Source organism: Glutamicibacter sp. AOP12-B1-11 (assembly GCF_052379245.1).
In the GTDB taxonomy this organism is placed as follows: Bacteria; Actinomycetota; Actinomycetes; order Actinomycetales; family Micrococcaceae; genus Glutamicibacter.
The window spans coordinates 152,822-169,370 of sequence record NZ_JBQSYL010000001.1 but is presented as its reverse complement, the minus strand read 5'-3'; the positions used below and the strand labels follow the sequence as shown (position 1 = coordinate 169,370).

The window sequence follows — 16,549 nt, the reverse complement described above, 5'->3', positions numbered from 1 at the left end:
AAAATCTGTGTTCGAAGAGTGTTGCCTAGCTGCCGGAGAACCGGTTTGCTCCGGTTACCGTGCCCGTGACGGACAGCCGCTGGGGCTGCACGCCGTTGATCTCGTAGTCCCCCACGATGCGCGCCTTGTAGATCGCCGGGTTGTGCGTCGCAATGGTGCGGGCGTTGCGCCAGTGGCGGTCCATATTGCAGCTATTGCGGGTGGAAGATGCACCCAGCGCGTCGAAGAGCTTGCTGGTCGCTCCGATGACCAGCGGCTGCACGATCGTCTGGGCACGGTTGGCCGCCAGTTCGCACACGGCAAAGCGCTCCTCGGCATTCAGGTTCGCGTCTGCCATCGCCGACTCGACCTCCAGCACCGCGCCCATGACCACGGACTCCGCGGCGAAGATTTCGGCGGAGACCTCCCCGACGAGCTGCAAGACCTGCGGTTCGCGGTGCACCGGAACTCCGGTGCCGGTGCTGAAACTGCGGGTACGCGCCTGCACGGAGGAGCGCAGGTCGTTCAGTGCCGCGCGTCCGATTCCGGCCTGTACCGCCATGAGCACGAGTTGGAAGATCGCGGCTTCCGGATCCGTGGGGTCCTCCGGCATGAAGGTGTCCACCGGGACCTCATGGAATTCGGTGCTGCCGGTACCGGTGAGCTGTTGGCCGAACCCGTCCCAGTCATCGAGGATTTTCACGCCGCTGTGCTGGGTGGAAACTACCGCGATCTGGCGCCCTGGGAGTTGCGGGTGCGCCACCGCTACGGTGGTCCAGTCGGCGAAGATGGTGCCGGTGCAGTAGAACTTCCGCCCATTGACCAGCCAGCGCGAACCCTCCTCGGTGACCTTGGTGTTGAGCAACCCGAGGGCGTTGCCGCCTTCCTCGGTGTAGGCGTTGCCCACGATCTGCCCCGAGCTGATCCGGGAAACCCATTTGCTGCGGAGCTGCGCATCTTCCAGCCGCACCGCATTTTCCACGAAGGCAATGTGCGCGCGCCATAGCTGGGCCACATGCGAGTCCGCCTCGGCTAATTCGATGAGCAGCCGGAAGACATCGCTCAAGCGCGCCCCGTGGCCGCCGTCGGCGACCGGCAGGCGCAGCGCACCGAAGCGCTCGCGGTTCAGCAAGCCGACCTGTTCGAATGGCAGGATCCGCTGCCGGTCGCGTTCTCTTGCACCCGAGGCGATCTGCGCGAATACCGGACGGAAAATGCCGGCAAGCCGTTCATACTGCTCGTCAGCGCCGGGGCCCGGGGTGATCTTCAGCAACTGCCGGGTAGGAAGTTCTTGTGGAAGGTCGTCAAGCCCCACCGCGCTACCCGCAATAGACGGGTCGCTGAGCGCATTAAAGTCGCCAGCGGGATCGCCAAATGACATCGGAAGTCCTCAATTCTTTCCATCGGTCCTGGCTGTAGCACCGTCCCGCGCCAATATTTGGTGGGTGGTTGCTGCGACGTCGACGAGCCAGATCTCTCGGTCGCTCTGGATGGTTCGTAATCATTTGTAGCCTGAGGTTTACATCGCCATCAACCCGGTTAGTCACATTTCGTCGTGTGCGGATGGAGATTGAAATGCATCAAGGACAGCACTTGCCTAGCGAGGTCGAACGCAATACCTAGCGTTTAGCGATTTTTCGGCCAAATACGCGATTGATGAAATAAAAATCGAAACATCACGATGATGTGACGCATCTATCGAATATTTTTCATGTTACGAAAGATTTGCATTGAAATCGTTCGAAGGCCTGTAATAGTCGTGTAACCATCCCGAGCGGCTAAGAGATCTGGCTCTGTGACGCCGCAGCAACCACCACACACGGTTAATAAACCAAACGGTGTCCGGTGCTACCGCCAGGAACGATGGAGATGAAAATGACTACAGCCTTTGCCTTGCCCGAGACCGTCCAAAGCGCAACGGCGCTCGACGTGGAGTTCCTCGAGCTATCGCGTACTTTCACCGCCAAGAAGGAAAGCAACACGGTGCTTCGCGACGTGAATCTGCGCCTCGGAGCGGGCCAGATTGTTGCAATTCTCGGCGCAAGCGGTTGCGGCAAATCCACTCTCTTGCGGGCGGCCTCCGGCCTGGACCGCCCCTCCACCGGGTCGGTGGTCATCGGAAGCCGCGCCGTGACGGGGATAGATGAGCGGTGCGCCGTTGCATTCCAGGAACCACGGCTATTGCCTTGGCGCTCGGTCCGAGACAACGTGTCCATCGGCCTTGCGCCGGGAACCGACAAGCAATCCGGGCGCCAGCTGATCGCCGAGCTGCTGGAGCTGACCGGCTTGAGCCACGCAGCAGATCTGCGCCCACGTGAAATTTCCGGGGGCATGGCTCAGCGGGTTTCGCTTGCTCGCGCGTTGGCCCGGCGCCCGGGCGTCCTGCTTCTCGACGAACCCTTTGGTGCGCTCGATGCGCTGACCCGAATGAAAATGCAGGATCTGCTGCTGGCCATCCATAAGTCTTTCCCGACTACCGTGCTGCTGGTGACCCACGACGTCGATGAGGCGCTGACTCTCGCCGACCGCATCGTCGTGCTGGGCCGACCCGAGGGCCAGGCCTCGGCGACCGTGATCGAGGATCGAGTCCTGTCCGCGGCGCACCCGCGCAGCCATACGAGCAGCGAATTCGTCGCCCACCGCACAGCGCTGCTGAGCCTGCTCGGCGTTGATCCGACGAACCACTAGCACTTTCTACCGCACTCATTTGGTCCCGCGGGCCTTCCATTCGCACAAATCAAGGATTTTCCATGCTCTCGAATCGTTTTTCCCGTCGCGCCGCACTATCCGTAGCAACGCTTGGCATTTCGGCCCTGGTGCTGACCGGATGCGCGGGCGAGAACGCCGCAGCCGACGGCCAGACGCTGTCCATCGACTTCGCCACCTACAATCCGCTGAGCCTGGTCCTGAAAGAAAAGGGGTGGCTGGACGCCGCCGCTAAGGAACAAGGGGTCAGCGTCGAATGGATCCAGTCGGCCGGCTCGAACAAGGCCAACGAGGCGCTGCGCGCCGATGCCGTGGATGTGGGATCCACCGCCGGTTCGGCAGCACTGCTGGCCCGCTCCAACGGCTCACCTATCAAGACCATCTCGCTGTATTCGCAGCCCGAATGGTCCGCCCTAGTGGTGAACGAGGACTCGGATATCAAGTCGGTCAAGGACCTTGAGGGCAAACAGGTCGCGGCCACCAAGGGCACCGACCCCTACTTCTTCTTGCTGCAATCCTTGGCCGAAGCCGGTCTGAGCGATTCGGACATCACCTTGCAGAACGTGCAGCACGCCGATGGGCGCACCGCGCTGGTCAACGGTTCGGTCGATGCCTGGAGCGGCCTGGATCCGATCATGGCCGATGCCGAACAGGACGGCGCGAAGCTGCTCTACCGTAACTTGGACTTCAACACCTATGGCGCGTTGAATGCCCGCGAAGATTTCATCGAGGAGAGCCCCGAACTCGCCCAGCTGGTGGTGGACTCCTACGAGAAGGCTCGCGGATGGGCCGCCGCCAATCCTGGTGAAACGGCGAGCATTCTGGCCGAGGTTGCAGGTCTGGAGGCCCCGGTCGCCACCCAGGTGATCGAGGAACGCTCGAACCTCGACGTGGACACCGTGCCGGGTGAGGATTTCATTTCGGTGCTGCGCAATATCGGACCTACCTTCGTGGCCAACAAGGACGTCTCCACCCAGGACGCAGTCGATCAAGCGCTGGAATCCCTGGTGGATGAGCAGTTCGCTGCCCAGGCCGACGCGACGAAGATCGCCGGGGAATAAGCAACATGTCTTCAGCGAACCAAACCCAGCAAGCCAGCACGCCGGTGCAGGCACGCGAAAGCCTTGGCGCCAGGCTTCTGAAGCTACCGCACTGGTTGCTCGCGCTGATCCTGCCGCTCATCGTCTTGCTCACCTGGCAGGTGGTGACGACCACCGGCATCGTCGCGCCGTGGTCCTTGCCGACTCCGGCGGCCGTGGTGGCCGCGGCCGGCGAACTGCTCGAAGGCGGCGAGCTGGGCAAACATGTGGGCATTTCGACCCAGCGTGTACTGCTCGGATTCTTCTTCGGCTCGCTGCTCGGCCTGCTGTTCGGCGCGCTGGTCGGACTGTCCCGGCTCGCCGACGCACTGCTCGGCCTGAGCATCGGGGCGCTGCGCGCCGTGCCTTCGCTGGCCTGGGTTCCGCTGCTCATCCTGTGGATGAAGATGGGCGAGGACTCCAAGGTCACGCTGGTCATCATCGGCGCATTCTTCCCGGTGTTCACCACCGTTGCCTTGGCCCTGCGCCACGTGGACCGCCAGCTCATCGAAGCCGCGCGCGCGTTCGGACTGAACGGCCTGAAGCTGCTGCGCACCGTGCAGCTTCCCGCGGTGGTTCCCTCGGTCTTCTCCGGGCTTCGCCTCGCCTTGGCCCAGGCCTGGCTGTTCCTGGTCGCCGCCGAACTGCTCGGCGCCTCCATGGGGCTGGGCTATCTGCTCACCGACTCGCAGAACAACGGTCGCATCGACCGGTTGATCCTGACAATTATCCTGCTCGCCGTCTTCGGAAAGATCACCGATGCCCTGCTCTCGGTAGCAGAACGCTGGGCGATCAACCGCTGGACCTAAGCCAACAACTCGAATCACGTTCAAGGACCGCAATGACCACCATCGAATTGGCCAGTACAAATCAGCCCTCCAACGCCGAGGCACGCCAGGAGTTCTGGGACGAGGCGGCGAACCTGCTTGACTGGGACACCCCATGGCACACCACCAGCCAGATCATCCCGGCAGACGCACAAGCCAAGCGCGGCCCGCAGATCTCCTGGTACCTCGGGGGCAAGCTCAACGCCGCGGTGAACTGCGCCGACCGCCATGTGGCCGCCGGCAACGGCGAGAAGGTCGCCCTCTACTTCGAGGGCGAGCCCGGTGACCGCATCGCGGTGACCTACCGGAACCTCCAGGAGCGCGTCAGCCAGGCGGCGAACGCCCTGCAGGAGCTCGGCGTGGCCAAGGGGGACCGCGTGGTCATCTATCTGCCGGTGCTTGTCGAAACCATCGTCATCACCCTGGCCTGCGCACGCATCGGGGCGATCCATTCGCTGGTCTTCGGCGGCTTTTCCGCGGAGGCGTTGAAGTTCCGGGTGGAGGACACCAAGGCCAAGCTGCTGGTCACCACCGACGGCCAGTTCCGCCGCGGCACCTCGGTTCCGGTCAAGGCCAACGCAGATCTTGCGGTATCCGGGGAAAACAGCATCGAAAAGGTTCTGGTGATCCGCCGGACCGGGGATGAGATCCCGTGGACCGCCGGACGCGATGTGTGGTGGCACGAGGCGGTGGAAACTCAGTCCACCGAGCACGCAGCGCAGGCTTTCGATTCAGAGACCCCGCTGTTCATCATGTACACCTCCGGAACCACCGGGCAGCCCAAGGGGCTGGTGCACACCACCGGCGGGTACCTGACCCAGGCCGCGTACAGCCACAATCTCCTGTTCGGCAACCCCGACGAATCCCAACGCGCGAGCGACGTGCACTGGTGCACCGCGGACCTGGCTTGGGTCACCGCGCACACCTACGAGATCTACGGCCCGCTGGCCAACGGCGTCACCCAGGTGATCTACGAGGGCGTGCCCAACGCACCGCACCCGGGCCGCCACTTCGAAATCATCGAACGCTACAAGGTCACCAGCTACTACACCGCGCCGACCCTGGTCCGTTCGCTGATGGGCTGGTTCCCCGAGGGGGTTCCGGCCGGCTATGACCTGTCCTCGGTTCGGGTGGGCGGCACCGTGGGCGAGTCGGTCAACCCCGAGGCGTGGCGCTGGCTGCGCGCTCAGCTGGGGCGCGACACCCCCGGCGGCATCCCGATGGTCGATACCTGGTGGCAGTCCGAGTCCGGCGCAACCGTCCTCTCCCCGCTGCCTACCGACGAGCATTTCAAGCCCGGCTGCGCTTCGCGGGCGCTGCCCGGCGTTTCGGTGGACATCGTGGACGCCTCCGGCGGCCGCGTGGGGCCCAACGAGCAGGGAAATATCGTGATCACCCAGACCGGCCCGTCCATGGCCCGCACGGTCTGGGGAAACCCGGAACGCTACTACACCAGCTACTGGGAGCAGTACGCCGCGCAGGGCTGGTTCCTGGCCGGGGACGGCGCGCGCTTCGATGAGGATGGGGACATCTACATTCTGGGACGCACCGATGACGTGATCAACATTTCCGGACACCGGCTGTCCACCATCGAGATCGAATCCGCACTGGTCACCCACCCAGGTGTGGTCGAGGCGGGAGTCTGCCCGACCCCCGATCAGAAAACCGGGCACGCGGCCACCGCGTTCGTGGTGCCGCTGGATGCCTCGCTGGTCGCGGCGCAACCCGATGCGCAGACGCTCGTCCGCCAGCAGCAGTTCATCGCCGAGCTGCGCGCAACCGTCACCACGCAGATCGGACCGATCGCCAAACCACGCGATATTGTCCTGGTCCCCGATGTGCCCAAGACCCGCTCGGGCAAAATCATGCGCCGCCTGCTGACCCAGCTTTTCGAAGGCACCAGACTAGGGGACACCACCAGCTTGCAAAATGAACCATGCATTGCCCGGCTCAACGAGATCTGCCGCGCTCGTCCCTAGCCGCCACTGGATCTGGCCGACCTTCATCCGCTCTTGCGAAGGTCGGCCAGATTCATTTAACCGATTCTGACCACGAATTTTCAGCGGAGCGAAAAGATACGAGTAATTATCTTGACTCATTCAAAATAAATAGGGCAAGCTAGTACCATGACAACATCCGAGGGAATCGAGAAGGTGCTGCGCGAAGCATCGATGCGGGTCACCCGCCCGCGCGTCGCGGTGCTCGCCGCGGTGACAGCTCATCCCCATGCGGATACCGAAACCATTATCGAGGCAGTGCGCCAAGAGCACCCGCTGGTATCCCACCAGGCGGTCTACGATTCGCTGAAGCTTCTCACCAGCCTTGGACTGCTCCGCCAAATCCAGCCCCACGGTCATATCGCCCGGTACGAAACCCGCGTAGGCGACAACCACCATCATGTGGTGTGCCGCAATTGCGGAACGCTGGCGGACGTGGACTGCGCCGTCGGAGCCGCACCGTGCTTGCATGCCTCGGATCACCACGGTTTCAGCATCGACGAGGCAGAGGTCATCTACTGGGGGCTCTGCCCGGACTGCCAACAAGCCAAGACAGCGCAGCCGGCTACGGGAACTGTCTGAAAAGAAGTACCGCAAGGAACTAATTTTCGTCTCCGCGGGCCAACGGCGCACGGAGACGGAGTACCAAGCCAATCCCTTATCGGAAGGAAGACTACATGTCAGAAACGACTGCAGGTCAGTGCCCAGTAGTAGGAGCCGGACGCGTTCACCCTACCCAGGGTCATGCGAATACCGAATGGTGGCCAAATAAGCTCAACCTGAAGATTCTTTCGAAGAACCAGGAAGCCACCAACCCGCTGGATCCCGACTTCGACTACATCGCGGCCTTCGAGGCGCTGGATCTTGCTGCCGTCAAGGCCGATATTGCCGAACTGATGACCAAGTCCTACGACTGGTGGCCAGCTGACTTCGGCCACTACGGTCCGTTCTTCATCCGCATGGCGTGGCACGCGGCGGGCACCTACCGCTCGCATGACGGCCGCGGTGGCGCAGGCGCCGGCCAGCAGCGTTTCGCACCATTGAACTCCTGGCCGGATAACGTGAACCTGGACAAGGCACGTCGCCTGCTATGGCCGGTCAAGAAGAAGTATGGCCAGTCGCTGTCCTGGGCCGACCTGATCGTGCTGACCGGCAATGTGGCCCTTGAAGACATGGGCTTCGAAACCTTCGGTTTCGCCGGCGGCCGCAAGGACGTTTGGGAAGCCGACGACGACATTTACTGGGGTCCGGAGAAGGTCTGGCTGGAGAGCGAACGCTACACCGGCGCACGCAATCTGGAGGCGCCACTGGCAGCAGTCCAGATGGGCCTGATCTACGTGAACCCAGAGGGTCCGGATGGCGTGGCAGATCCATTGGCTTCGGCCATCGATATCCGCGAAACCTTCCGCCGCATGGGCATGGACGACGAGGAAACCGTCGCGTTGATCGCCGGCGGCCACACCTTCGGCAAGACCCACGGCGCCAGCGCCGAATCCCACAAGGGCGGCGATCCGGAATCGGCTCCGCTGGAAATGCAGGGACTGGGCTGGAAGTCGGACTTCGGCACCGGGCACGGCGATGACACCATCGGCTCGGGCTTGGAAGTCACTTGGACCTACCACCCAACCCGCTGGGACAACGAGTTCTTCCACATCCTCTTCGCCTACGAGTGGGAGCTGTTCTACTCCGAGGCCGGCGCGCAGCAGTGGCGCCCGAAGGACGGGGCAGGCGACGACATGGTGCCAATGGCCCACAACGCAGCCGCACGCCGCGAACCACGCATGCTGACCAGTGACCTGGCGCTGCGCTTCGACCCGATCTACGGTCCAATCTCGGAGGACTTCAAGAACAACCAGGAGAAGTTCGCCGATGCCTTCGGCCGTGCCTGGTTCAAGCTGACCCACCGCGACATGGGCCCGAAGTCCCGCTACTTCGGCCCAGAAGTTCCGGCTGAGGACCTCACCTGGCAGGATCCATTGCCGGCAGCTCCGGAGGTCACCCTGGGTGACACCGAGATCGCCGCATTGAAGTCCCTGATCGCCGAATCCGGGCTGTCGGTTCAGCAGCTGGTTTCCACCGCGTGGAAGGCCGCAGCAAGCTTCCGCTCCTCGGACAAGCGTGGCGGCGCCAACGGCGGCCGCATCCGCCTGGAACCACAGGTTTCCTGGACGGTGAACCAGCCTGAGCAGCTCAAGCCGGTCATCGCGGCGCTGGAAAGCATCGTTGCCGAATTCAACGCGACCTCGGCCGTGAAGGCTTCCTTCGCCGACGTTGTGGTTCTGGCCGGCAACGTGGGTGTCGAGCAGGCAGCGCTGGCCGCCGGCCAGCAGCTAAACGTTCCGTTCACTCCGGGGCGCGTTGACGCAACCCAGGAGCAGACCGACGTGGAGCAGTTCGCCTGGCTGGAGCCGGTAGCCGACGGCTTCCGCAACTACGATTCGGGCTTCCTGCAGCTGCCTTCTGAATACCTGCTGCTGGACCGCGCCAACCTGCTGGGCTTGACCGCCCCGGAGGCGACCGTGCTCCTCGGCGGCCTGCGCGTACTGGGCAACAACTGGGACGGCTCGAACACCGGCGTCTTCACCGAAACCCCGGGCGCGCTGACCAACGATTTCTTCGCGAACTTGTTGGAGCTGGGCCTCGAGTGGACCCCGGACGCCGAGGAGAAGACCTACTCGACCACCGACGGCCGCTGGGTTGGCAGCCGCGTTGATCTGGTCTTCGGTTCGAACTCCGAGCTGCGTGCACTGGCCGAGGTCTACGCCGCGGACGATGCCAAGGAGAAGTTCGCCAAGGACTTCGCCGCAGCATGGGCCAAGCTCATGGATGCCGACCGCTTCGAACTGCGCAATAAGTAGTTTCTAGCCTCATGACGATGGCCGCCACCCCTTGCGGGGTGGCGGCCATTGTTCTTAAATGAGCCACGAGGGTACGCATCCAATTCGTTGGTTTGCTGCGCCGCAGCCACGCCATTGCGCATGGCCGGGCCGCCCTCGCTATCGGGGTTTAGCCGCTACGCCCATTTGCTGGTTGAATGCTCCGCATCGATCACGCGGACCGTTCGGGATTTCGAGCGCATCACGATCGATTGCGTGCGGATGGTCCGCGGCCCGGTCCGCAGGCCCTGCAGCAAGTCACCGTCGGTGATGCCTGTGGCCGCGAAATAGCAGTTGTCGCTGCGGACCAAGTCACCGGTGGAATACACCTTGTCCATATCCAGGCCCGCAGCCAGACCGCGTTCGCGCTCTTCGCCGCTGGTTGGATGCATCCGCCCCTGGATCACTCCGCCGAGGGCCTTGACGGCGCACGCGGTGATCACGCCTTCCGGGGAGCCGCCAACGCCCATCAACGCGTCGATGCCGGTTCCTTCACGTACCGCCGCGATCGCCGCCGCCACATCACCGTCGACCAGTGCCTTGGTCCGAGCGCCGGCCGCGTGAATTTCCTGAACCAGATTCTGGTGCCGTTCACGATCGAGTACGCTCACCGTCAACTGGCGAATATCGACCGACTTTGCCTTCGCGATCAACCGCAGGTTTTCCTTCACCGGCAACCGCAAATCCACGTATTCCGCGGCTTCGGGGCCGGTCACTAATTTCTCCATATAGAACACCGAAGAGGCATCGAGCATTGACCCGGCCTCGGCGACGGCCAGCACGGACAGCGCATTTTCAAGGCCCATGGCGGTCAGCCGGGTGCCATCGATCGGGTCGACTGCCACATCGCATTTCGCCCCCTCGCCGGTGCCCACGCGTTCACCGTTGAACAGCATAGGTGCCTGATCTTTTTCACCCTCGCCGATCACCACGGTCCCGTCGAATCGCACCGAGGCAAGCAGCGAACGCATCGCGTCCACGGCCGCCCCATCTGCGCGCAGCTTATCCCCCGCACCCACCCACGGGCCAGAGGCGATAGCCGCCGCTTCGGTGGCCCGCACCAGCTCCAAGGCCAGGTTTCGGTCGGCATGCAGAGAAGAAATATCAGGCATCAGGTCAACTGCTTTCTACTACGCTGGCCCTTGCAGGACCTAATTTTTGAACCACAGGCAGGCTCCCGGGCAATAGCTTTCGAAGCTATGCCGAAGAAGATGAGTCTGCGCGGTACTTCCGGTTACGCACTGCGAGGATCAAGGCGCCGATCACGGCGGCAAGCAGCGAGCCGCACAGCACCCCGACCTTGACATACTGTGCCTCGGCACCATCTGCGCCAAAGGCGAGTTCACCAACCAGCAGCGAGACCGTGAAGCCGATTCCGGCGACGAAGGCCATCCCGAGTACATCCACCCACTTGATCGACCGGTCCAGCGTGATCCCCGGAATCCTCGTGACCAGGAAGGTTGAGGCGGTGATGCCAATGGATTTACCCAGCACCAGGCCGGCAATGATGCCTACGGCCACCGGGCTGAGCAGTGACTCGGCCAGCCCCGAAAGCCCGCCCACGGCCACGCCCGCGGCGAAGAAGGCGAACACGGGGATGGCGACTACCGATGAGGGCACGCTCCAGCGGTCCGCAAAATGCGCCGCTAGCCCGTCATATACCGGTTGGCCGTCATTGGTCGTGCCGATCTTCACCCGCGCCCGCGAGGTTGCGACCACCGGAACCATGAAACCTAGCAGCACCCCGGCCACGGTCGCGTGGATACCCGAGGCATGCACTAGCGCCCACACCGCAATGCCTAGTGGCATCAGGATCCACCACGCACGCACGCCGCGCTGCACGGCGAACGCAAACACCAACAGTGGAATCAGGGCCAGAGCCAGCGGCAGCCACGCTAGATCATCGGTGTAGAAGATCGCGATGATCGAAATCGCCAAGAGGTCGTCAACCACCGCAAGGGTCAGCAAGAACGTGCGCAGCGCCGGCGGGAGGAACTTTCCGACGACTGCGATGACCGCGATCGCGAAGGCGATATCGGTGGCAGCAGGAATCGCCCAGCCGTTGATCGCGTCGCTCCCGGCGCTGGTGATCACCCACGCGTAGAACAGCGCAGGCAGGGCTACGCCGCCGATTGCGGCAGCGATGGGGACCAACGCGGTGCGTGGGTTGCGAAGCTTGCCGACAACGAACTCTTCCTTCAATTCCAGGCCGACCACGAAGAAGAAGATTGCCAGCAGCCCGTCGGCTGCCCACGTGCCTACCGAAAGATTCAGGTGCAGCGCTTCGGGGCCGAAAGTGAAGTTCCGTAGATCCTCATACCAGGACGCGGCGGGGGAATTGGCGAGGATCAGCGCAGCGACCGTTGCGCACAGCAGCAACAAGCCGCCGACCGAGTCCTGCTTTAATGTCTGGTGGATTCCACGCCAGATGGAATGGGGTGCTTGACGAATTACGTCGGAAGAATGGTGCGACAAAGTAAGGTGTCTTTCTCAGAAGAGGTATGCGGGCGCGATGGCGCGCGGAATCCACCGATCAAGAAAGAGAGCAGAGAGCCGCGCAGATCAGGAGCGCGGTGGTGGACAGCCGGCGATCTCGCCATGGGCATTGGTTCCCCAGGAACTCATCCACCCGTTAGTGCCGCTAGCCCGTTTCGTCAGTAATTTTGAGTTCGGGAACACCGCAGCGATCAACCGCTGCACGTGGGACGAAACCAAAAAGGGCATGCTTCAACACTAACATGAACCGGGCAGGCAGCGATTGGAATACGCCACCAGTACGCGGGCAGAACGGCGGTAGAAAACATGTGGGGCGGGCCCCGAGGTGGAGGCACTTTGCCGCGGAGTTCGCGGATGAATAGTTCATTGCGTTACCGAGCTATCAAGCGCTCCCCGAGCACCATCCCCAGGTCTGTGCGGCTTAGCTCCGTGGCTCGGGCTAGAAAAGGACCGGGGCTTGTTCTGAACGATCCGGATTTTCCATCCGGAGCAGGTAGGTCTTGGTCTCCAGCCCACCCAGATAGCCGCCGAGCGAACCATCGGTGCGCAGGACCCGGTGGCAGGGCAGGACGATAGGCAGCGGATTGGTGGCGCAGGCCGATCCAACCGCGCGCACCGCCTTGGGCTTGCCGAGCCTTTCGGCCATCCGGGCATAGCTCCAGGTTTCGCCGTAGCCTATCTGGCTCAGTTCCAGCTGGACTTGCCTGCGGAATTCGGTCGAGAGGCGCAGGTCCAAGGGCACTTCGAATTCCTGCCGGTCCCCGGCAAAGTACTCTTCGAGCTGCCAGGCGACATTGTCCAGTTTTGCTGGCGCGCGCAAGATCCGCGCACCCACTTTGCCGGACAGGATATCGAGGATCGATTCATGCCCCTCGCTTTCGAAGGCGACCCGAACCAGCCCCACCTCCGTGCAGGCCATAAGCAGCCGCCCGATGGGCGAATCCACTACCCGATAGGCGATATCGATCAACTGCTGCTCCCCCGCGCTACGCTCCAGGCGCGTATGGAGCTCGCGCAGCAGCTGCGCCTCGGATGAGGTCGGGTTGGAGTCTGGAGTTTGCGTGTTCATCGGTCGCCTCCTGGTAGTTGATCCTGCGACAGGTGGGTTCGCAGGTTCTTGATTCCGTCGGCTGAAGCACGCCGGGCAGCATCCGCGCTGCCGGAGAGAATCTCGGCGATTTGGGCATAGCCGAGCCCACCCAGATAACGGTAGGCCACGACCAGCCGCTGCTTTTGTGGCAGCAGCTTCACTGCCTGCCACAGCTCCATGTTTGCCACGTGGTCCTCCGCGCTGGTCTCGGACGATGCCCGAGTGGCTGGCTGGACCTCTGCTTGGCTGAGTTCTGGTTTGTGCCGGCGGAGCTCATCGACGGCCTTGCGATGGGCGATGCGCACCAGCCACGCCTGGACATTCGCCTCCTCATCCAGCTCCGGGTACGCCTTCAGCGCGGAGAGAAACGTTTCGGACCAGGCATCCTGCGCGCGGTGCTCATCGAGCAGGGCGCGGCAAACCCGAAGGACGCTCAGCCCGTGGGCCTGGACGATGCGTTCGAATGGCTGTTTCATGCTGCTCCTGGTTCGGTGCTTTCACCATGTAAACGTACCGCCGCGATGTTTTGTGAGATTTCGTGGGGATTTTTCTTCGAGAAAGATTCTCCGCGGCTGCCTAGCGGTGCTTAAGCAGTACCGGCCCGGTGCCGGATAATCACTGGGTGGCAAACGAGCCTAGCGGGCGTCCGCAAGATCGTGTTCCTGAACGAGTTCGGCGAGCCGGGCAAGGCTGACCGGAATGACTTCTCCATTTTCCACTCCCCGCTCGGCGCGGGTCCCGGCGAGCGCGTCGCGGGTGATGCGCATGGCGGCCCCATGGCTGACCACCAGCATGCGGCGGCCGGGGTTTGCCTGAATCAGTTCGGTCAAGGCGAGCAGCATCCGCTGCAGCACCAGTTCACGGCTCTCGGCTTGCCCCGCCAGCGCAGCCGCTTCCCGCTCGGTCACTTCGATCATGACCCGCCCTTCGAGCGGACCGAAGCCGCGTTCAACCGCGTGAGCAACCGGGGCACCGGTGTCGACGCCGAGTTCCGCGGCGATGAGCGCGGCGGTCTCCTGGGCGCGGGACAGCGGGGAGGCGAGCACCAGATCCCACCCCTCCCCCATGAGCGCTCGCCCGGCCGCGCGCGCCTGTTCGCGGCCGGTCTCGTTCAGCTCGATGTCCGTGCGGCCCTGGAGCCGACCCGCAAGATTCCAGTCGGTCTGCCCGTGTCGTACCAGTGCTAGCGCGGTGTCCATAATTCGAGCATATGGTAACCGCGGCGCCGCACCCGAATCAGTCTGCGCTTCAACCTTCGCAACCTTAGGACTCATTGTTGGGTCATCCCAGGACATATTGACAGACTATTACTTAACCATCCCGAGCGGCCGAGAGATCTGGTTTGATGACGCCGCAGCAACCTGCCACAGCCGGTGGATCAGGTGCTACCGCCAGAACCGATGGAGCTGCTTTCCACTGGACTCCAGGGGTTATGCGACATTGACCCGGGATTCCTGCCGAAGACCCAGTCGACAAGGAGTCGTAAGCCACCATGGCCGACCACAAGTTTGGATTCCGCACCCGCGCGCTACACGCAGGCGGCACCCCCGATGCCGAGCATGGCGCACGCGCCGTGCCGATCTACCAGAGCACCTCATTCGTCTTCAAAGACACCGATGATGCGGCGAACCTGTTCGCCCTGCAGAAATACGGCAACATCTATTCGCGCATCGGCAATCCGACCGTGGCGGCTTTCGAGGAGCGCATGGCCTCCCTCGAAGGGGGCATCGGCGCGGTAGCCACCGGCTCCGGCATGGCAGCCGAGTTCGTCACCTTCGCGGCGCTGGCACAGGCCGGAGACCACATCGTGGCCTCTTCCAAGCTCTACGGCGGCACCATCACCCAGCTGGACGTCTCCCTGCGCCGCTTCGGCATCAACACCACCTTCGTCGATTCCAACGAGGCGGCCGACTTTGAGGCTGCCATCCAGGAAAACACCAAGGCCGTCTACACCGAGATCGTGGCGAACCCCTCCGGCGACATTGCAGACCTGAAGGGCCTGGCCGAGGTGGCGCACCGGCACAACCTGCCGCTGGTGGTCGACTCCACGCTGACCCCGCCGTACCTGCTGCGCCCTATCGAGCACGGTGCGGACATCGTGATCCACTCGGCGACCAAGTTCATCGGCGGCCACGGCACCACCTTGGGTGGTGTGGTCATCGAGGCCGGCACCTTCAACTGGGGCAACGGCAAGTTCCCCACTATGACCGAACCGGTGCCGAGCTACGGCAACGTGTCCTGGTGGGATAACTTCGGCGAGTACGGCTTCCTGACCAAGCTGCGCAGCGAGCAGCTGCGCGACTTCGGTCCCTCCCTGCCGGCCCAGTCGGCCTTCCAGCTGCTGCAGGGTTTGGAGACGCTGCCGCAGCGCATGGACAACCACTTGGCCAACGCGAAGCAGATCGCCGCGTGGCTCGAAGCCGATGACCGCGTCGGCTATGTGAACTACGCGGGCCTGGAATCCCACCCACAGCATGAGCGGGCCACCGAATTGCTTCCCCTGGGCGTCGGCTCGGTCTTCAGCTTCGGCGTGAAGGGTGGGCGTGCGGCCGGCACCAAGTTCATCGAGGCGTTGCAGCTGGCCAGCCACCTGGCGAATATCGGCGATGCGCGCACCTTGGTGCTGCACCCGGGCTCCACCACGCACCAGCAGCTGAGCGCCGCGCAGATGATTGCCGCCGGCGTTCCGGAGGACCTGATCCGCTTGTCGGTTGGCCTGGAGGACGTCGAAGACATCATCTGGGACCTTGATCAGGCGCTGAGCGCCTCGCAGGCAGCCACCCCTGACGAACAGCTCGACACTCCCACCTATGACGGCGCCGCCTGCGCCGTGCCAGCCGCTTCGAAGGGAGCGAACTAATGAGCATCGAAGAACGCACCTGGCAGGCGCCCGGCGCGGCCGAACGCCTGCAGATCCTGCGCGATACAAAGGTCATCGCCATTGTTGGCGCCTCGAATAAGCCCTCGCGTGCGAGCTATTTCGTCGCCACCTACCTGCTGTCCTCCTCGAAGTACAAGGTGTACTTCATCAACCCGGTGCTCGACGAGATTCTGGGCCAGCCGGTCTACAAGTCGCTGGCGGATCTGCCGGAGACCCCGGATCTGGTTGAGGTCTTCCGAAAGCACGATGACCTTCCCGGCGTACTGGATGAGGCCGTGGCGGTGGGCGCGAAAACGCTGTGGCTGCAGCTTGGATCCTGGCATGAGGAAGTCGCCGCACGCGGCGAGGCGGCGGGCCTGAACGTGGTCATGGATCGCTGCGTCAAGATTGAGCACGCACGCTTCCACGGCGGCTTGCGCCTGGCCGGCTTCAACACCGGAGTCATTTCTTCCAAACGCCAGATCCTGGCGTAGCGCTCGGCTCAATACCTCGATCGGTGGGTTCCCTCTGCGGAGAGGACCCACCGATTTTTGTCTTTTGAACGGATAACCCCACGCAAGCAAAGATTAATCCACAATATTTTTGGATTTCATCTTGACTACCCCACGCAAACGGGCA

At 63.1% G+C, this 16,549-nt stretch carries 14 protein-coding genes and 3 riboswitches; of the genes, 8 read left to right on the top strand and 6 right to left on the bottom strand.

Annotated features, from left to right (window positions below):
• Positions 1–25 precede the first annotated feature (25 nt).
• The gene (locus tag ACT3UQ_RS00860; RefSeq protein ID WP_444636346.1) at positions 26–1,360 is read right to left on the bottom strand and encodes an acyl-CoA dehydrogenase family protein; all 1,335 of its coding nucleotides are present in this window, start codon (positions 1,358–1,360) and stop codon (positions 26–28) included.
• A 16-nt stretch (positions 1,361–1,376) separates the two neighbouring features.
• A riboswitch (SAM riboswitch) is annotated at positions 1,377–1,476 on the bottom strand.
• Between the two features lie 265 nt (positions 1,477–1,741).
• Positions 1,742–1,849, top strand: a riboswitch (SAM riboswitch).
• Positions 1,850–1,854: 5 nt separating this feature from the next.
• Between ACT3UQ_RS00860 and ACT3UQ_RS00855 the strand changes: the two genes are divergently transcribed.
• The 6 genes from ACT3UQ_RS00855 to katG all read left to right on the top strand — a co-directional run bounded on the left by ACT3UQ_RS00855 (position 1,855) and on the right by katG (position 9,446).
• Positions 1,855–2,667 carry an ABC transporter ATP-binding protein gene (locus ACT3UQ_RS00855; protein WP_105553676.1) on the top strand — a complete coding sequence of 271 codons (813 nt, stop codon included), beginning with the start codon at positions 1,855–1,857 and terminating at the stop codon, positions 2,665–2,667.
• Between the two features lie 62 nt (positions 2,668–2,729).
• Positions 2,730–3,746: an aliphatic sulfonate ABC transporter substrate-binding protein gene (locus ACT3UQ_RS00850; protein ID WP_096285699.1), complete on the top strand. Its 1,017-nt coding sequence runs from the start codon at positions 2,730–2,732 to the stop codon at positions 3,744–3,746.
• Between the two features lie 5 nt (positions 3,747–3,751).
• A complete protein-coding gene (locus tag ACT3UQ_RS00845; protein ID WP_096285701.1) occupies positions 3,752–4,573 on the top strand; it encodes an ABC transporter permease in 822 nt (273 codons plus the stop codon).
• Between the two features lie 32 nt (positions 4,574–4,605).
• Positions 4,606–6,570 carry an acetate--CoA ligase gene (acs, locus tag ACT3UQ_RS00840; protein WP_096285703.1) on the top strand — a complete coding sequence of 655 codons (1,965 nt, stop codon included), beginning with the start codon at positions 4,606–4,608 and terminating at the stop codon, positions 6,568–6,570.
• Between the two features lie 147 nt (positions 6,571–6,717).
• Complete coding sequence (locus tag ACT3UQ_RS00835) at positions 6,718–7,170, top strand: Fur family transcriptional regulator (protein WP_096285705.1); 453 nt, start codon at positions 6,718–6,720, stop codon at positions 7,168–7,170.
• Positions 7,171–7,265: 95 nt separating this feature from the next.
• Positions 7,266–9,446 carry a catalase/peroxidase HPI gene (katG, locus tag ACT3UQ_RS00830; protein ID WP_096285707.1) on the top strand — a complete coding sequence of 727 codons (2,181 nt, stop codon included), beginning with the start codon at positions 7,266–7,268 and terminating at the stop codon, positions 9,444–9,446.
• A 155-nt stretch (positions 9,447–9,601) separates the two neighbouring features.
• Here the strand turns inward: katG and glpX are convergent, their stop codons facing one another.
• The 5 genes from glpX to ACT3UQ_RS00805 all read right to left on the bottom strand — a co-directional run bounded on the left by glpX (position 9,602) and on the right by ACT3UQ_RS00805 (position 14,324).
• Complete coding sequence (gene glpX / locus ACT3UQ_RS00825; protein WP_096285709.1) at positions 9,602–10,576, bottom strand: class II fructose-bisphosphatase; 975 nt, start codon at positions 10,574–10,576, stop codon at positions 9,602–9,604.
• An 85-nt stretch (positions 10,577–10,661) separates the two neighbouring features.
• Complete coding sequence (gene nhaA / locus ACT3UQ_RS00820) at positions 10,662–11,939, bottom strand: Na+/H+ antiporter NhaA (RefSeq protein ID WP_181150528.1); 1,278 nt, start codon at positions 11,937–11,939, stop codon at positions 10,662–10,664.
• Between the two features lie 460 nt (positions 11,940–12,399).
• Entirely contained in the window at positions 12,400–13,029 is a 630-nt protein-coding gene (locus ACT3UQ_RS00815; protein ID WP_096285711.1) for a methylated-DNA--[protein]-cysteine S-methyltransferase, read from the bottom strand.
• On the bottom strand, positions 13,026–13,526 hold the full coding sequence (locus ACT3UQ_RS00810; RefSeq protein WP_105553535.1) for an RNA polymerase sigma factor: 501 nt from the start codon (positions 13,524–13,526) through the stop codon (positions 13,026–13,028). The genes ACT3UQ_RS00815 and ACT3UQ_RS00810 overlap by 4 nt, the downstream gene beginning before the upstream one ends.
• Positions 13,527–13,685: 159 nt before the next feature.
• On the bottom strand, positions 13,686–14,324 hold the full coding sequence (locus ACT3UQ_RS00805; protein WP_181150529.1) for a histidine phosphatase family protein: 639 nt from the start codon (positions 14,322–14,324) through the stop codon (positions 13,686–13,688).
• Between the two features lie 38 nt (positions 14,325–14,362).
• Positions 14,363–14,457, top strand: a riboswitch (SAM riboswitch).
• A gap of 85 nt (positions 14,458–14,542) precedes the next feature.
• Here ACT3UQ_RS00805 and ACT3UQ_RS00800 point away from each other — a divergent pair.
• Both ACT3UQ_RS00800 and ACT3UQ_RS00795 read left to right on the top strand, forming a co-directional pair.
• Positions 14,543–15,910: an O-acetylhomoserine aminocarboxypropyltransferase/cysteine synthase family protein gene (locus ACT3UQ_RS00800; RefSeq protein ID WP_444636345.1), complete on the top strand. Its 1,368-nt coding sequence runs from the start codon at positions 14,543–14,545 to the stop codon at positions 15,908–15,910.
• Positions 15,910–16,404, top strand: coding sequence for a CoA-binding protein (locus ACT3UQ_RS00795; protein WP_096285719.1), 495 nt, complete (start codon positions 15,910–15,912; stop codon positions 16,402–16,404). The genes ACT3UQ_RS00800 and ACT3UQ_RS00795 overlap by 1 nt, the downstream gene beginning before the upstream one ends.
• Positions 16,405–16,549: the final 145 nt, after the last annotated feature.

Coding starts and splice junctions, on each gene's coding strand:
- ACT3UQ_RS00815 (WP_096285711.1), bottom strand. CDS start 13,029: ATGAACACGCAAACTCCAGACTCCAACCCGACCTCATCCGAGGCGCAG.
- ACT3UQ_RS00805 (WP_181150529.1), bottom strand. CDS start 14,324: ATGAGTCCTAAGGTTGCGAAGGTTGAAGCGCAGACTGATTCGGGTGCG.
- ACT3UQ_RS00835 (WP_096285705.1), top strand. CDS start 6,718: ATGACAACATCCGAGGGAATCGAGAAGGTGCTGCGCGAAGCATCGATG.
- ACT3UQ_RS00850 (WP_096285699.1), top strand. CDS start 2,730: ATGCTCTCGAATCGTTTTTCCCGTCGCGCCGCACTATCCGTAGCAACG.
- ACT3UQ_RS00855 (WP_105553676.1), top strand. CDS start 1,855: ATGACTACAGCCTTTGCCTTGCCCGAGACCGTCCAAAGCGCAACGGCG.
- ACT3UQ_RS00860 (WP_444636346.1), bottom strand. CDS start 1,360: ATGTCATTTGGCGATCCCGCTGGCGACTTTAATGCGCTCAGCGACCCG.
- ACT3UQ_RS00845 (WP_096285701.1), top strand. CDS start 3,752: ATGTCTTCAGCGAACCAAACCCAGCAAGCCAGCACGCCGGTGCAGGCA.
- ACT3UQ_RS00810 (WP_105553535.1), bottom strand. CDS start 13,526: ATGAAACAGCCATTCGAACGCATCGTCCAGGCCCACGGGCTGAGCGTC.
- acs (WP_096285703.1), top strand. CDS start 4,606: ATGACCACCATCGAATTGGCCAGTACAAATCAGCCCTCCAACGCCGAG.
- ACT3UQ_RS00800 (WP_444636345.1), top strand. CDS start 14,543: ATGGCCGACCACAAGTTTGGATTCCGCACCCGCGCGCTACACGCAGGC.
- glpX (WP_096285709.1), bottom strand. CDS start 10,576: ATGCCTGATATTTCTTCTCTGCATGCCGACCGAAACCTGGCCTTGGAG.
- ACT3UQ_RS00795 (WP_096285719.1), top strand. CDS start 15,910: ATGAGCATCGAAGAACGCACCTGGCAGGCGCCCGGCGCGGCCGAACGC.
- katG (WP_096285707.1), top strand. CDS start 7,266: ATGTCAGAAACGACTGCAGGTCAGTGCCCAGTAGTAGGAGCCGGACGC.